Annotated in this window: 16 protein-coding genes and 1 tRNA gene; 6 read left to right on the top strand and 11 right to left on the bottom strand. The window is 63.1% G+C overall.

Translation table 11 applies throughout. The features are described from left to right. Positions 1-124: 124 nt before the first annotated feature. Positions 125-209: transfer RNA gene (locus NKH29_RS02420), tRNA-Leu, on the top strand. A gap of 148 nt (positions 210-357) precedes the next feature. Here NKH29_RS02420 and NKH29_RS02415 read toward each other — a convergent pair. Beyond that, positions 358-939, bottom strand: coding sequence for a GDYXXLXY domain-containing protein (locus NKH29_RS02415; RefSeq protein WP_352998920.1), 582 nt, complete (start codon positions 937-939; stop codon positions 358-360). Next, positions 936-2048, bottom strand: coding sequence for a DUF2157 domain-containing protein (locus NKH29_RS02410; RefSeq protein WP_352998918.1), 1113 nt, complete (start codon positions 2046-2048; stop codon positions 936-938). The genes NKH29_RS02415 and NKH29_RS02410 overlap by 4 nt, the downstream gene beginning before the upstream one ends. A gap of 222 nt (positions 2049-2270) precedes the next feature. On the opposite strand from NKH29_RS02410, the gene NKH29_RS02405 reads away from it, so the two are divergent. Further along, entirely contained in the window at positions 2271-2411 is a 141-nt protein-coding gene (locus NKH29_RS02405) for a DUF1127 domain-containing protein (RefSeq protein WP_023720174.1), read from the top strand. Between the two features lie 48 nt (positions 2412-2459). After that, positions 2460-2600, top strand: coding sequence for a DUF1127 domain-containing protein (locus NKH29_RS02400; RefSeq protein WP_023678914.1), 141 nt, complete (start codon positions 2460-2462; stop codon positions 2598-2600). 336 nt (positions 2601-2936) lie between these two features. On the opposite strand, the gene NKH29_RS02395 is transcribed toward NKH29_RS02400, so the two are convergent. Beyond that, positions 2937-3488: a hypothetical protein gene (locus NKH29_RS02395; RefSeq protein WP_245278626.1), complete on the bottom strand. Its 552-nt coding sequence runs from the start codon at positions 3486-3488 to the stop codon at positions 2937-2939. Between the two features lie 149 nt (positions 3489-3637). On the opposite strand from NKH29_RS02395, the gene trmFO reads away from it, so the two are divergent. Next, on the top strand, positions 3638-5047 hold the full coding sequence (gene trmFO, locus NKH29_RS02390; protein WP_023720176.1) for a methylenetetrahydrofolate--tRNA-(uracil(54)-C(5))-methyltransferase (FADH(2)-oxidizing) TrmFO: 1410 nt from the start codon (positions 3638-3640) through the stop codon (positions 5045-5047). Positions 5048-5073: 26 nt separating this feature from the next. Here trmFO and NKH29_RS02385 read toward each other — a convergent pair whose 3' ends face one another. The 4 genes from NKH29_RS02385 to yajC are packed head-to-tail and all read right to left on the bottom strand — an operon-like array spanning position 5074 to position 9277. Next, positions 5074-5901 carry a phytoene/squalene synthase family protein gene (locus tag NKH29_RS02385; RefSeq protein WP_502896860.1) on the bottom strand — a complete coding sequence of 276 codons (828 nt, stop codon included), beginning with the start codon at positions 5899-5901 and terminating at the stop codon, positions 5074-5076. A 25-nt stretch (positions 5902-5926) separates the two neighbouring features. After that, positions 5927-6316: an Mth938-like domain-containing protein gene (locus tag NKH29_RS02380; RefSeq protein WP_023720178.1), complete on the bottom strand. Its 390-nt coding sequence runs from the start codon at positions 6314-6316 to the stop codon at positions 5927-5929. A 15-nt stretch (positions 6317-6331) separates the two neighbouring features. Further along, positions 6332-8884, bottom strand: coding sequence for a protein translocase subunit SecDF (secDF, locus tag NKH29_RS02375; RefSeq protein ID WP_352998916.1), 2553 nt, complete (start codon positions 8882-8884; stop codon positions 6332-6334). A 51-nt stretch (positions 8885-8935) separates the two neighbouring features. After that, positions 8936-9277, bottom strand: coding sequence for a preprotein translocase subunit YajC (gene yajC / locus NKH29_RS02370; RefSeq protein ID WP_023678921.1), 342 nt, complete (start codon positions 9275-9277; stop codon positions 8936-8938). Between yajC and NKH29_RS02365 the strand changes: the two genes are divergently transcribed. Then, entirely contained in the window at positions 9183-9404 is a 222-nt protein-coding gene (locus NKH29_RS02365) for a hypothetical protein (RefSeq protein ID WP_210164500.1), read from the top strand. The two genes, yajC and NKH29_RS02365, sit on opposite strands and share 95 nt — an antisense overlap. Before the next feature lie 160 nt (positions 9405-9564). Next, complete coding sequence (locus tag NKH29_RS02360; protein WP_023720180.1) at positions 9565-10440, top strand: ATP-binding protein; 876 nt, start codon at positions 9565-9567, stop codon at positions 10438-10440. A gap of 96 nt (positions 10441-10536) precedes the next feature. On the opposite strand, the gene NKH29_RS02355 is transcribed toward NKH29_RS02360, so the two are convergent. From NKH29_RS02355 to serS, 4 genes are all read right to left on the bottom strand, one after another. Then, positions 10537-12069 (bottom strand): peptidoglycan DD-metalloendopeptidase family protein, encoded by a 1533-nt coding sequence (locus NKH29_RS02355; protein WP_352482134.1) that lies wholly within the window; start codon positions 12067-12069, stop codon positions 10537-10539. Positions 12070-12421: 352 nt separating this feature from the next. Further along, a complete protein-coding gene (locus NKH29_RS02350) occupies positions 12422-13087 on the bottom strand; it encodes a protein-L-isoaspartate(D-aspartate) O-methyltransferase (RefSeq protein ID WP_352640589.1) in 666 nt (221 codons plus the stop codon). Then, a complete protein-coding gene (gene surE / locus NKH29_RS02345) occupies positions 13084-13842 on the bottom strand; it encodes a 5'/3'-nucleotidase SurE (protein WP_352640587.1) in 759 nt (252 codons plus the stop codon). The genes NKH29_RS02350 and surE overlap by 4 nt, the downstream gene beginning before the upstream one ends. Continuing rightward, on the bottom strand, positions 13842-15323 hold the full coding sequence (gene serS, locus NKH29_RS02340) for a serine--tRNA ligase (RefSeq protein WP_352998915.1): 1482 nt from the start codon (positions 15321-15323) through the stop codon (positions 13842-13844). Before serS ends, surE begins: the two co-directional genes overlap by 1 nt. Between the last annotated feature and the right edge of the window lie 254 nt (positions 15324-15577).

The raw sequence follows: 15577 nt of genomic DNA, 5'->3' as shown, positions 1-15577 counted from the left end.
ACATTCGACACGCCTTTTGTCACAGGCGACGCTGATTTTCAACCATCTTTGCATTCCGGCCAATGATGCCGATGTGGGCTCTGACATTGACAGAATGATGGCTACATGGGATTGGCCGGGCAATGCGGATGTGGCGGAATTGGTAGACGCCCTGGATTTAGGTTCCAGTGCCGAAAGGCGTGGGGGTTCGAGTCCCTTCATCCGCACCACCCTTCGCTCTTCGAGCTTCGGGTGGCAGGCCGCTCGAAGCTCGTTAGACGAAGGAGTGCCCTCCGAAGCCTTGGCGGAGGAGGACAGGCGCCACTATGGCGCACCATTTCGATCCCCCGAGCGCCGACACCTAGATTCTTCCACGCTTCAGTAGAGCGGCTCCTCGAACAGCGTCTTGTCGCCGTCCACCAGCGCCTTGATCTGCGCCGTGCCGTTGGCCGCGATCGCGACGCGGATGCCGAACGGCCGCACCCGCATGTCGTTCTGGATCGCCATCCCCGCGCCTTCCGGCAAATAGAAGCGCTCGATGCCGTAATCCGGCGCGATCGTCGTGGCTGCGCTGAGATCCGAGCCCTCGGAGACGTGTCCGACGATATCGGCTTCACCGGATGCTGCCGGCACCGGCGCTTGCCCGAACCAAGCCGCGGTCGGACCCCAATAGCCGTCGGCGCCCGGCTTCAGCCTGACCACGATCGGCGTGTCGTCACTCGCCAGCTTGCCGGCTGGAATGTTGCCGATCAGCTTCACCGGTATGCGCGAAATGTCGTAGCCGAGCAGAATGTAGTCACCACGCAAGAGATCGCGCGGATCGATCGGCTCAACCCTGAGCAGGACTTGCTTGCCGTCGCGCAGGATCGCCGCGCGTCCGGCGATGATCCAACTCAGAAAGCCGATCTGGACGAGCGCCAGGACCAGCGCCGAGATGATCAGTCTTTTGCCGGTCATCATGCTGCTGCACCTGTCATATCCGGAGCGTTCATGCGCTTTTCTATGCGGATGATAATGAAAGCAAGAACGGCGAGAAGCACCGCCGCCGCAAGGAAGAAGCCTGCCGTGTCGAGCATTGATTGCAGCATCACCACATAGATGATGGCGAGTTCGAAGGCGAAGCCCGCATAGGCAACCCAGCGCAGTCCTCGGCTCTCGCGGCCGCCCAGCACGATCGCCGCGACGATGCCGGCCAGCGCAACAGCCGAGGCAATGGCGAAGCCGCTGCTGTAGCTGCTTTCATCCGCCAGTTCGAACTGGATCATCGCCAGTCCGGTGAGAAAGCCGATCAGCGCGTGCAGGGGCAGCCTGCCACCCAGTTGCAAGATCCTGTCGACCGGCCCGGCAGCAAAGATCGCAGCGATAAAAAGCAGCACCGACGCGACAACGAGCGGGATAGCGACTTGCAGCGTGTCGTACCGCGTCACCAGGAGCACGAGATAGAACAGCACCGACAGGATGATCAGGTGGCGCGCCGCCTGGCTGCGCGTCCAGAACGAAACGGCAAACAGCACCAGCGCCATGACGACGAAGAGATGCGGGAATTCCGCGCGATACTCGAAGCCTTTCAGGAACAGCCAGGCATCGGCGATGCCGACGGCAGCGACGGTCAGCGGGTTCGAGCGCAGCGCCACCGCCGCCAGCGCCGTGCCGGCGCCCCAGGTGACCATGGCGGAGGCCTCGTCGCCAGACAAATGGTACATCTGGCCGATCAGCGCGATCGATCCGCCGAACGCTGCTGCCGCGACGATCCACAGCGCTTCGCCGATCGCCGCATGGTCACGCATTTTCAGCACCGCGCCGCCGACATAGCCGGCAAGGATAACGGCAAAGAGTGCTGCGACCCGTACCAGCCGCGGGATGACTTCCCAGTTGGCGGCGATGAAGATCAGGATGGCCGCGCCGAACAACAGTGCCGCCATCATCGCCAGGATCGAGCCGAAGCTCAGCGATTTGCGTTCGTTGGCCTCGACGTCGCGCGTCAGCACGTCGGCTGTCGGCGCGTCGATCAGGCCGGCCTGCTGCCATCGTGCGATATCCAACCTGACCCGTGACGAATAGCTCGCCATGCCCCTCCCCCTTTGTTTAGCCCTTTTAGCTCGTCCGCCCAAGCGTTTGACCTAACGGCATTTTCCGATCTGGGCAGAAAACTGGACGCGCGTTAATGCTGCAATGCACAATTTGCATTGCTGCCATGCACCAATAGCGCTTTTAAATCGATATGACCCCTCTTATCTTCACGGTGCACACAAAGACGGAATGATCCGAAAGAAAGACGAAACGAGAATACCATGAACCTGATCCGCAACTATCGCAACTGGCGCCGCTACCGGGACACCGTTTCTGAGCTGAGCCGCCTGAGCACCCGTGAACTGACCGACCTAGGCATCAGCCGCGGCGACATCCACTACGTCGCCCGCAAGGCGGTCTAATCCTTTCGGACCGCAAATGGCCCGAACCAGTTTTGAAAGAGAACGACAATGAACCTGATCCGCAACTATCGTAACTGGCGCGTCTACCGCGAGACGGTTACCGAGCTGGGTCGCCTGTCAAACCGCCAGCTCAATGATCTCGGCATCGTCCGCGACGAGATCAAGATGGTCGCTCGCAGGGCGATCTAACCAGCAGAATTTCGCCAGGGTCGACCTCCTCCCCGACCCTGACGGATACGGTCAGCCTTCACCTCCTCCCGAGGGTTGACCACAAAAACGGCGCCCGCCGGACCTCCTCCCCCGGCGGGCGTTGTTTCTAAGAAGGGTTTCGCGCCCTTTCAAATGGCGAAAGGAATTTCGTCAAAGCCGACCTCCTCCCCGGCGATGACGAATACGGTCGATCTTCACCTCCTCCCGAGGATCGGCCAACAAAACGACACCCGCAGGACCTCCTCCCCCGGCGGGTGTTGTTGTTTTCAGGCTCGAAACGCCCTGGGAGCCGTTTTTGGCGGGACGTCCCCGTCGTCAGTCCAGCGCGCCGCTCTTCAGCACGCCTCGCTTCTTCCACTGGCTCAGCGGAAAAATATCCGGCGCGCCGCCCATCGGCGCATACCAGGAATCCACCACCCATTCTGTACCGCCGCGGTCGCTGATCACCGCCGTCCAATGCGGATAGCGCCCGTCGACAAACAGGCCTCGCGAGGCCTTGTCCTCGACCTTATGAAACCTGAGCAGTTTTCGCTCGGCAAGATAGACCAGCAACGCATGCGTATTGGTCGATTCGTCGACACAATCCATCTGGCCCCTGACGCGCGATGCACCGAATTTCGACTGCGGCTGGTCGCGGACGCCGATGGCCTGGAAAATGCGCTGTTCGAAATAGCGGACGGCCTTCGAAATAGCGGAGCGCTCGGCCTGGGGCGAACCCGCGCCCGCACGCAGGATAGAGCGGAAACGCGCACCGTCACTGGGGCCAAGCGCCAGCGTCGTGCGATAGTTGCAACCGTAACCATGGCATATGGGGATCCGCTTGGAAGCCGTCGCGGCCGGTTCGCCGGCCGCTGCTGATCCGCCCACGGCGATCACGACTGTCAGAAATGTCGCTCTGGCAAAGACCCCGAGACTCCCACCCATTCGCAATAGTAGACGATTGCAGCGCGTGGCGGCAACAGCGCGGCTGATTCGTGTAATTGCAATCGCCGCGCCAAGGGATTATTTCGGCGCTCATGAACACAAATCCCATTCACGTCATCGGTGGCGGTCTCGCCGGCTCCGAAGCTGCTTGGCAGGCGGCCGAAGCCGGCATTCCGGTTATCCTGCATGAAATGCGTCCCGTCCGCGGCACCGATGCGCACAAGACCGACGGGCTGGCCGAGCTCGTCTGTTCCAATTCCTTCCGCTCCGACGATGCGCAAGCCAATGCCGTCGGCCTGCTGCATGCCGAAATGCGGCTCGCCGGTTCGCTGATCATGAGCGCCGGCGACGCGCACCAGGTGCCGGCCGGCGGTGCGCTGGCCGTCGACCGCGACGGATTTTCCGAAGCGGTCACCAGAAAGCTCGAAGCGCACCCACTCATCACCATCCGGCGCGAGGAAGTGCCTGGCCTGCCGCCGGCGGACTGGGACCAGGCGATCGTCGCCACCGGCCCGCTGACCGCCCCTTCGCTCGCCCAGTCGATCGCGGAAGCAACCGGTGCCGACGCGCTCGCCTTCTTCGACGCCATCGCGCCGATCGTCCATTTCGACACGATCGACATGGATATCTGCTGGTTCCAGTCGCGCTACGACAAGGTCGGCCCCGGCGGCACCGGCAAGGATTACATCAACTGCCCGATGGACAAGGAGCAGTACCTTGCCTTCGTGCAGGCGCTGGTCGACGGCCAGAAAACCGAATTCAAGCAATGGGAAGGCACGCCCTATTTCGACGGCTGCCTGCCGATCGAGGTGATGGCCGAGCGTGGCATCGAGACATTGCGTTACGGGCCGATGAAGCCGATGGGGCTGACCAATGCACACAATCCGTCTGTAAAGGCCTATGCCGTCGTCCAGCTTCGCCAGGACAACGCACTGGGCACGCTCTACAACATGGTCGGCTTCCAGACCAAGCTGAAGCACGCCGAGCAGGTGCGCATTTTCCGCACCATTCCTGGGCTGGAAAACGCCGAATTCGCCCGCCTCGGCGGCCTGCACCGCAACACCTACATCAATTCGCCGACGCTGCTCGACGCTTCGCTGCAGTTGAAGTCGCGGCCCGGCTTGCGTTTTGCCGGCCAGATCACCGGCTGTGAGGGCTATGTCGAGAGTGCCGCCATCGGCCTGCTCGCCGGGCGTTTCGCCGCCGCCGAAAGGCTTGGCCATGCGCCGTCGCTGCCGCCGTTGACCACCGCTTTCGGCGCGCTGCTCAACCACATCACCGGCGGCCATATTGTCTCCGACGACGAGCCGGGAAAGCGCTCTTTCCAGCCGATGAACGTCAATTTCGGCCTGTTCCCGCCCGTGGACGCGCCAAAGATCGAAGGCAAGCGGCTGCGCGGCAAGGACAAGACGGTCGCCAAGCGGCACGCGGTGACATCGCGCGCGCTGGCCGATTGCCGCGAATGGCTCGGGCTGCCGGCGCAGGCGGAAGCTGCGGAATAACGGTCGGGTTGGCTACGCGGCAGCCTTTATGCGACCGGCCAGCCCCGCGTTGCGCGCCGGAACAAGAGCCAATGCCGGCGCAAGGCCGAAAGCCGCACCGCGCCATCAAGCGGTGAATGGCGGGAGCCGTCCATCTTGCCGAGATAGGCGCCCGTCAGCGCCAGCGGCAGAAACGCCGGACGCAGTGAAATCGGCAGGGCGGACGCCCCCTGCTCGAAAGCTGAGAGATGCTCGCGTGCCAGCGCGATCATCGCGGCAACGGCGCGTTCCGCGCCCGGCCCGCCGTCACCTGTAGCGAACTCTTGCGGCGACGATCCCGCCGCAGCCAGAATGTCGGCCGGAACGAAGCACTGTCCCCGCTTACGATGCAGCGGCAGCAGAAGCAGGAGACCGGTCATCGCCTGCGCACAACCTGCCCTGCCGGCAAGTTCGGCAAAGCGCGGTGCTTCGACCGGATCGAGCACCATCGCCGCAAGCTGGATGAGCGCGGCGGCAGTCTCGCCGCAATAGCCTTCGAGATCGGTGCGCGACGGCATCGGGTCGTCATAGAGATCGAAGACGCGCGCTTCGAGCATATTGTCGAAAGCGGCCTTGGGCAGGCGGTGAGCGGAAATAGTCGCCCTCAGCGCGTCCGCCACGGGATGGCCGACCTTAGCGCGATCCTCTTCGGCGGCGATGACGTCTCGCCACCATTGCAGCCGGACTTCACCCGGCAGCGCTTCGCGGATGCGATCGCGTATGCCGGCAATTTCGGCGTTGAAGGCATAGAGCGAAAACACCGCGTCCCGCTTGTCTTCGGGCGCGTAGAGCGCGGCGAGATAGCGGTCATGATCGGCGGCGCGCACCGTCTCCATGACGGCTTTGGTGTTTTCGGCCACGTCAGTCGACGGCGATGAGTGCTGCGGCCACGGCGCGGTCTTCAGCCAGCAGCACATTATAGGTCCGCACTGCCGCCCCGGTCGACATCGGATCGGCGGAAATGCCGGCATCCTTCAGCGCAGCACGCAACGCCGCCGGCAATGGCCTCAGATCCTTGCCGCTGCCGACCAGCAGGATCTCGACCTTGTCGGCCTCGTTGAACAGCTTGGTGAAATCCGCTGCCGTCAGCGCCAGCGGATCGGCCGGCTCCCAGCCATAGATGCCAGAAGGCAGGCACAGCAGCGAGCCGCGGTGCGACATGTCGGCAAAGCGGAAACCGCCATTGCCGTAAGCCTCGATCGGTGCGCGGCCGGGGAAATGCGCCTCGCGGATGACGATGCCCTTGGCCACTTTTGCGGCAAGCCGTCAGGTGGCTATGGCTTTGCCGCCGCCCACCGGCTTTTCCTCATCGGATGCTGTGGCCTGCGGCCGCAGCTTGAACAGGATAAGCAGTGGCGCGGCGATAAAGATCGACGAATAGGTGCCGAACACGACGCCAAACAGCATGGCCATGGTGAACGAGCGGATCACCTCGCCGCCGAACAGCACCAGCGCCAGCAGCGCCAGGATCGTCGTCACCGAGGTCAGCGTCGTCCTCGACAGCGTCTCGTTGATGGCGTTGTTCAGCAATTGCGGCAGCGGCATTCGCTTGTATTTTCGCAGATCCTCGCGAACACGGTCATAGACGACGATCGTATCGTTGAGCGAATAACCGATGATGGTGAGGATCGCCGCCAGCGACGACTGGTTGAATTCCAGGCCGGTAATGACGAAGAAGCCGATCGTCATGACCACGTCATGCACGGTCGCAACGATGGCGCCGACCGCGAACTGCCATTCGAAGCGGAACCAGACATAGATCAGGATGCCGAGCAGCGCGACAAGCATGGCGATGGTGCCTTGCTTGGCAAGCTCGCCCGAGACCGTCGGCCCGACCACTTCGACGCGGCGGAAATCGTACTGGTCTTGCAGTTCGCCGCGCACCTTGTCGATGACGGTCTGCTCGGCATTCTCGCCGCCCTCCTGCGTACCCACGCGGATCAGCACGTCGTTCGGCTCGCCGAACTGCTGAACCTGCACCTCGCCGATATTGAGTTCCGTCAGCCTGCCGCGGATGTCGGCCAGATCGGCATTACCGGACTTGGACTGCACCTCGATCAGTGAGCCGCCCTTGAAATCGATGCCGTAATTGATGTCGATGGTCATGAATCCGACAACCGCGAGGACCGAAAGCACGCTGGACAGCGTGAATGTCCAGCGGCGGATGCCCATGAACGGAATTTTCGTTCCGGGCGGAACGAAAGTCACAGGCGCCCGCGGCAACTCCTTCGGACGGGCCCGGCGAAGCCAGATCGACACCAGCAGGCGGGTGAAGGTGAAGGCGGTGAAGACCGTGGTCAGGATGCCGATGGCATAGGTGACGGCAAAGCCCTTCACCGGCCCGGTGCCGAGATAGAACAGCACCACGGTCGCGATCAGCGAGGTGACGTTGGAATCGACGATTGTGGCCAGCGCCTTGCTGAAACCGGTATCGATCGCCTGGATGACCGAGCGGCCGGCACGTCGCTCCTCGCGGATGCGTTCATAGATCAGCACGTTGGAATCGACCGCCATGCCGATGGTCAGCACGATACCGGCGATACCGGGCAAGGTCAGCGTCGCTCCAAGCAGCGACAGCAGCCCGACGATCATCGCCACATGCACCGCCAGCGCGATGTTGGCGAGGAAGCCGAAGAAGCCGTAGGCGACGAACATGAACGCCACAACCAGGATCGAACCGATGATGCCGGCGACTTTGCCGGCATGAATGGAATCCTGTCCGAGGCCAGGGCCCACCGTGCGCTCCTCGATCACCGTCAGCGTCGCCGGCAAGGCGCCGGCGCGCAGCAGCACGGCGAGGTCGTTGGCGCTCTCAGCGGTGAAATTCCCCGATATCTGGCCGGTGCCGCCGGGGATCGGTTCGCGGATCTGCGGTGCCGAAATCACCTGATTGTCGAGGATGATGGCAAACAGCTTGCCGACGTTCTGTGATGTCGCCTGGCCGAACCGCTGCGCCCCTTTCGAATCGAAGCGAAACGAAACAACCGGCTCGTTGTTCTGGGAGTTGAACGTCGCCTGGGCATCGACGAGGTTTTCACCCGAAACGATGACGCGGTTCTCGATCAGATACGGAACCGGCGGGTCGTCCTGCGAATACAGCACCGAGGATCCCGGCGGCCGACGGCCGTTCAGCGCGTCCTGCACCGGCATCGATTGGTCGACCATCTGGAAGGTCAGCTTGGCGGTCTGGCCAAGAATTTCCTTCAGCCGTTGCGGGTCTTGGAGACCCGGCACCTGCACCAGGATGCGGTCGTCACCTTGCCGCTGCACGATCGGCTCGGTCGTGCCGAGTTCATTGACGCGGCGGCCGACGACCTCGATCGACTGCGTCAGCGCTGCCGAAGTACGATATTTGATGCCCGCATCGGTGACGGTGAACTTGAGCAGGCCGGGCTCGGAATCATCCAGCGTCATCTCCTGGATCGAGCCGCCGCTGAACAAGCCGGCCGCCACCGGATCGGTCAACGTCTTCAACGCCTTCTTGGCAGCCTCGATCTGTGCGGGATCGGTGATGCGGACCTGCACCGTGCGGCCCGTTCCGGCAAGGCCGGTATAGCCGATCTTGGCATCGCGCAGCAGCGTCCTGATTTCGTCGCGCGTCGTCTCCAGCCGATCTTTGATCAGATCGTTCGGATCCATCCTGAGCAGGATATGCGAGCCGCCCTGCAGGTCGAGGCCAAGCGTCATCTGCCGCTTCGGCACCCAGTCGGGCAGCTTGGCCAGCGTGCTGGCGGAAAAAAGGTTGGGCGCAGCGAGGACCACTGTGGCGGCCACGGCCAGCCAGATCAGGATCATCTTGAAGCGCGAAAAATAAAGCATATGGCGTCGTCCGTCAGGGCGTACTGGCGGATCGTTCCGCCGACAATTCGGTTATTTCTTGGCGTTCTGGTTCGCCACCGGCTCGCCCTTGACGCGCACGTCGGCAAGCGTCGAGCGCAGCGCCGTCACCTTGGTGCCGCCGCCAAGGTCGATCTCGAGCTCGTTGTCGTCGATCACCTTGGTAACCTTGCCGACCAAGCCGCCGCCGGTGACGACGGTGTCGCCGCGGCGAACCGCCGCCAGCATCTCGCCGCGCTTCTTCAGCTGCGTGCGCTGCGGCCGGATGATCAGAAAATACATGATCACGAAAATCAGAGCAAACGGCACGATCTGGATAAACATTGCGGACGAGTCCCCGCCGATGCCTTGGGCGTATGCCGGTGTCACGAACATCGAGGTACTCCTGAACTTTGAAAAACAGCCGCAAGGCGGCCCCGCCAAATTTGGCCGGAATATAGTCGGTAACGTTGCCAATGCAACTGCGCTGCCGGGCAAATCGGCTGCTTTTCCGGCCTGGTGAGCCGTGTTAGACGGTGATCACGAAAAGCGATGCTCGGTTTTCGCAAAAGATCATGCCCGAACAAATGCTTGGGACGAGTTTCGAAACCGCTGAAATCAGGTAGGTTGCCCTACCGCACCGTCCTGAACGCGAAACAAAACGCGAAACAAAAAGACAAGAGATGACCGACAGCCCTATCGATATCCTGCACCAGAAGCTCGACCGCCTGATCGAGGCGGTCGCCCGCCTCGCCCCGCCGCCGGTGCCTCAAACCGACCTCCGCGAGGCCGATTGCTTCGTCTGGCAGGCCGATCCCGGCTATCTGGAACCGGTGCGCAAGGTCAACCGCGTCGATATCGGCCTGATCCGCGGCGTCGACCGCGTCCGCGACATATTGGTCGACAACACCGAGCGCTTCGCCTCCGGCTACGCTGCCAACAACGTGCTGTTATGGGGCGCGCGCGGCATGGGCAAATCGTCGCTGGTCAAGGCGGTACACGCCTCGGTCAACGCTTCGGCGAAGCCCGACGTGCCGCTCAAGCTTATCGAGATCCACCGCGAAGACATCGACACGCTGCCGAAGCTGATGGGCCTGCTGAAGGCAGCGCCGTTTCGCTTCATCTTGTTTTGCGACGACCTGTCATTCGACCATGACGACACATCCTACAAATCGCTGAAGGCAGCACTTGAAGGCGGCGTCGAAGGCCGCCCGGCCAACGTCATCTTCTATGCCACCTCGAACCGGCGGCATCTGTTGCCGCGCGACATGATCGACAATGAGCGCTCGACCGCGATCAACCCGTCGGAAGCGGTCGAGGAGAAGGTTTCGCTGTCGGACCGCTTCGGCCTGTGGCTTGGCTTCCACAAATGTTCGCAGGACGAATATCTCGACATGATCGATGGCTATGTCCGCCATCATGATCTGGCCATCGATCCCGAGACGCTGCGCGCCGAGGCGCTGGAATGGGCGACGACCCGCGGCAGCCGTTCGGGCCGCGTCGCCTGGCAGTTCACCCAGGATCTGGCAGGCCGGCTCGGAAAATCGCTCAAGGACTAGCCGCTCAAGGACTGGCAACAGAAGAAGCCCGCACCTTGCGGAGCGGACTTCCTCGGCGGGCTGAAGGTCAGGCGGCCCGCAAAATCGGATTTTTCTCTATTCGAGATAACCCGACGGATCGACCGGCGCCGAGTTCTTGCGCACTTCGAAATGCAGTTTCGGCGAGTCGGTGGTGCCGCTCATGCCGGACAGGGCGATTTCCTGGCCGCGCTTGACCTTCTGGCCGCGCTGCACCTCGATCGAGCTGGCATGGCCGTAGACGGTGACCAGACCGTTTTCGTGACGCACCAGCACTGTGTTGCCGAATTCCTTGAGGCCGTCTCCGGCATAGATGACGACACCGTTTTCGGCTGCCTTGACCGGCGTCCCCTCAGGCACGGCGATGTCGACGCCGTCCTTGCCGCCGCCGAAGCTGGAAATCACGCGGCCGCGCACCGGCCAGCGCATCTTGCCGATGCCGGTTGCATCCGGCGCCACCGCATCGTCGTCCTCGGCCTGCTGGATGACTTTCGCGTCCTTCTTCGGCGGCGTGTAGGAGGCGAGCGTCTGCGTCGGCGTGCCCTTGGCCGGCGGCTGGGTGGTGGCCGTCGTCACCGGATCGACCTTTGCCGGCTTCGCACTGGCGACGACAGCGGTTCCGCCTGCCGGCACTTTCAGGGTCTGGCCGATCTTGAGCAGTCCATCCTGCATGCCGTTCGCCTGCTTCAGCGCAACGACGCCGACGCCGGTCTTCCTGGCGATGGCGGACAGCGTATCGCCTTGCTGAACCGTGTAGGTGCCGCCGGCTCCGGCCGGCTTGGCCGTCGCCGAAGCAGTTTTTGGCGCGGCCTTTCCATCCTTCGGCTGGCTTGCGGCAGCCGAGGCATCCACCTGCGCGGCGGACTTGCCTTCCCTGACCTTCGGCTGCTGCGGCAGCACGGCCACCTTCTCCGGCGCATCGGCCGGCTGGTCGTGCCTGGTGCCGTTCGCGGGCTTGGCGTCGGCGACTTTCGGCGCGGCGCCGTTGCTCGAATACGCATAGGCCGGGATGACGAGCTTCTGGCCGGTCTTCAGCCCTTTGGTCGCGCTCAGCCCGTTCACTTTCATGATGGCGTCGGCCGGCACGCCGTAGCGCCGCGACAGGCCGGAAATGGTCTCACCGTCCTTGACGACGATCTCGGTTGCATGCGGTGCGCCGGCGGCCGTCGCCACGCGCGGCGCGTCGGGCTCGGCGTTCTTGAACGGCCTTGCCGCAGGAGCGACGGTGCCGGTTGCCGTCCTGTCGACACGAGGAGCGGCAGGCGCCAGGGCCGGCGCGGCAGCGGTACGCACCGGGCGAGCGGCGGGTGCCAGGGCGGGAGCCGGCGGCGGCAATTGCTGCGCCGTAACCGGTTCGAGGCTTGAGCGGCTGACCGACTGGGTGTGGCTGCCGTCGATCGGCGCGGCCGCAACATCGCCCGGATAGGGCTGGGCAGCATCCTGCTTGTCGATGATGGCGCGCTGGTTGTTGGTCGAGGCGGTGAACACGTCGTCGACGCTGTTGAACCGCGCCACCTGGGAACTACACCCCGTCGCAGCGCCTGCAATCATGAGGACGGCGCAGCCACGCGCCAGATTGCGTCCGTTTGCCTTCAAAACACTGAATTGCATCGCACTAACCCGCACAGACCCGGTACAACTGAACCTGATTAAAGCGCGTTAATGTTACCGGTCGGTTAAACCTGTAGAATCAGACGCAAATTTTCTTAAAATGTTTCGAGGAAGGCTCTCAGCTTCGTCATCCTAGGGCGGAGCAGGAGCGAAGCTCCGTCGCGGAGACCCTGGGATCCATTCCGTGACATTGGCCGAAGAATGCGGCGGAGCAGAATTCTGCACCCTTGCAACGCCTCAAGGGCGTGGCATGGATCCTAGGGTCTGCGCTGTGTCGCTCCGCTCCTCGCTGCGCCCCAGGATGACGAAGCACCAGGCTTCGGCTGCCGCCAAGCGGCCGATGGTTAGGATATCAAATCACCGCCGCGACACTGCGCAGGATCGGCTGCAGACGCACCAGGCCGATATCCTCGCGTTCGAAGCGGCTGCCGACCTTGGTCAGCTTGGCCAGCACCTGCTCGCCCTCGTCGGGTCCGATCGGCGCGATGACGATGCCGCCGCTCGACAATTGGTCGAGGAGAAAGCGCGGCAGGCTGTCGAAGGCCGCCCAGGCGACGATGCGGTCGAACGGCGCTTCGTTGGCTAGCCCGTTGGAACCGTCCGCCTGGCGCACGATGACATTGCCGATGGCGAGTGCCTCGAGACGCTGCCGGGCCTGTTCGGCCAGCGTCTTGTAACGGTCGATGGTGACGATCCGCGCGGCAAGCCGCGACATCACTGCCGCTGTGTAGCCAGACCCGGTGCCAATCTCGAGCACGCGGTTGCCTGGTTCGATAGCAAGTGCCGCGATCACCGCCGCCTGCAGGTCGGCGCCTTCGATGGCCTCGCCGCATTCGATCGGCAGCATGCGGTCCGACCAGGCGATCGAATGGAAGTGGGCCGACAGGAAGCCGCGCCGCGGCGTCGCCTCGAAGGCGGCGATCAGCGCCTTCGGCACCGTGCCCCTGCCGCGCAGGCGAAGCAGGAAGGCAGCGAAACCTTCGCGTTCGTCGACCGTTGCAGCGTGATTCAAGTTCATGCGAGCGCCTTGGCCAGTTGATCGCGGATTTCATGCGCGGTGAGATCGAGCTGCAGCGGTGTCACCGACACCAGCCGATTGCGCAAGGCATGGAGGTCGCTGCCTTGCTTGCCCTCGACTGGCTCGCGGCCGAAGCGCAGCCAGTAGTAAGGCAGGCCGCGCCCGTCGCGCCGCTCGTCGACCCACAGGCTGTGGACCAGCTTGCCCTGCGAAGTGACCACAGTTCCGGCGATCTCTCCCGGCGCACAATTCGGAAAATTGACGTTGAGCAGCACGCCATCCGGCAACGGCATGGCGGCGAGCTTTTGAAGCAGCGCCGGCGCCAGCGTCTCGGTTGTCTCATAGGGAACGACGCGGTCCTCGCCGACATAGGAATAGGCCTGGCTGATGGCGATCGAGCGCACGCCGAGCAGCGCGCCTTCCATGGCGCCGGCGACGGTGCCCGAATAGGTGACGTCGTCGGCGATGTTGGCGCCGGAATTGACGCCGGACAGGATCAGGTCGGGCGGTTCGGGCAGGATCTTCTTCACCCCCATGATGACGCAATCGGTCGGCGTGCCGCGCACGGCAAAGTGCTTTTCGCCGATTTTCCTCAGGCGCAGCGGTTCCGAGATCGACAGCGAATGCGCATAGCCGGACTGGTCCTGCTCCGGCGCCACCACCCAGACGTCGTCTGACAGCGTGCGGGCGATGCGTTCGAGCGATGCAAGGCCCTCGGCATGGATGCCGTCGTCGTTGGTCAGAAGGATGCGCATTATTTCGATTCGATCTTTTCCAGGCCGCCCATGTAAGGCCGAAGCGCTTCAGGAATTGTTACGCTGCCGTCCTCATTCTGGTAATTTTCGATGACGGCAATGAGAGCGCGGCCGACGGCGGTGCCCGAACCGTTCAGCGTGTGGACGAAGCGATTGCCCTTGCCGTCCTTGTCCTTGTAGCGGGCGTCCATGCGCCGCGCCTGGAAGTCGCCGCATACCGAGCACGACGAGATCTCACGATAGGCATTCTGGCCGGGCAGCCAGACCTCGATATCGTAGGTCTTGCGCGCGCCAAAGCCCATGTCGCCGGTGCACAGCGTCATGGTGCGGAACGGCAGGCCGAGCCGCTTCAACACCTCCTCGGCGCATTCGGTCATGCGCTCGTGCTCGGCAATCGACGAGTCTTGGTCGGTGATCGACACCAGCTCGACCTTGTAGAACTGGTGCTGACGCAGCATGCCGCGCGTATCGCGCCCGGCCGAGCCAGCTTCCGAGCGGAAGCACGGCGTCAGCGCAGTATAGCGCAGCGGCAGTCTTTCGTGCGGCGTGATTTCCTCGCGGACAAGGTTGGTGAGCGGCACTTCGGCAGTGGGGATAAGCCAAAACGAACGCCTGCCCAGAAAATGCTCTTCGACTTCTCGCTGCCGTTTTGGGTCTCCGTGCCAAATCTTCTGAATTAGCGCCTGTATGTCAGAGCGCTTTTGGCGGTTGGCGACCATTTTGAAAAGCTGAGCAAGCACGTTCGGGTCGCCATCCTCAGGACCAAAATGAACAGTACCTTCCCTTGGCGCTTCGCCTTCCGTCTTGAAGAGATCTTCCTCGAACTTTGGCAATTGCCCGGTGCCAAACAGAATTTCATCGCGTACCATCAGCGGCGGCTGAATCTCTTCATAGCCATGTTCTGTCGTGTGCAGGTCCAGCATGAACTGGCCGAGCGCGCGGTCCATCCGCGCCAGCCCGCTCTTCAGCACGGTGAAGCGCGAGCCGGAAAGCTTTGCCGCCCGCTCGAAATCCATCATGCCGAGCGCTTCGCCGATCTCGAAGTGCTCCTTCACCCAGTTCGGGCGGGTCGGCGCCTTGCCGACGACGCGCTTGACGACATTGTCGTGCTCGTCCTTGCCGACCGGCACATCGTCGAACGGCACGTTGGGCAGCACCGCCAATGCGTCGTTCAGCGCCTTGTCGAGCTCGCGTTCGCGCGCCTCGCCGTTCTGGATGAAGGCCTTGATCTCGCCGACCTCAGCCTTCAGCCGTTCGGCAAGGGCGGCATCGCCCGAGCGCATGGCATTGCCGATCTCCTTCGATGCGGCGTTGCGGCGTTCCTGCCTGGTCTGCAGCTCGGTCAGATGCTCGCGCCGCGCCTCATCCGCGGCGATCAGATCGTCGACCGTGGACTGCGCCTCCCCGGCCGACCACGAGCGCTTCTGAAGCGCCTCTACAAGGGTCTTCGGGTTGTCGCGAATCCATTTGATGTCAAGCATGGTCTGTTCGTCCTCGGCGCAGCGGTTTCGGGACAACGAAATGCCCAAAACAAAGACCAGAGGGCGTAAACCGCATCCCTGATCGATGCAAGATGTGAAGCCTGGCGTTTCTTCACGCCCCCCTCTGTCCTGCCGGACATCTCCCCCACGAGTGGGGAGATTGGCCGTCATAGCGGCTTTCGCCAATCTCCGGCGCTGAAAAAGCAAGCCGTCGCCCAAGCTGCCGATCTCCCCCCAAGTGGGGGAGATGTCCG

The sequence above is a fragment of the Mesorhizobium sp. M1295 genome (assembly GCF_040318135.1).
Taxonomy (GTDB): domain Bacteria; phylum Pseudomonadota; class Alphaproteobacteria; order Rhizobiales; family Rhizobiaceae; genus Mesorhizobium.
The sequence above is the reverse complement of the archived record's forward strand: the minus strand, read 5'-3'. Positions and strand labels throughout refer to the sequence as shown.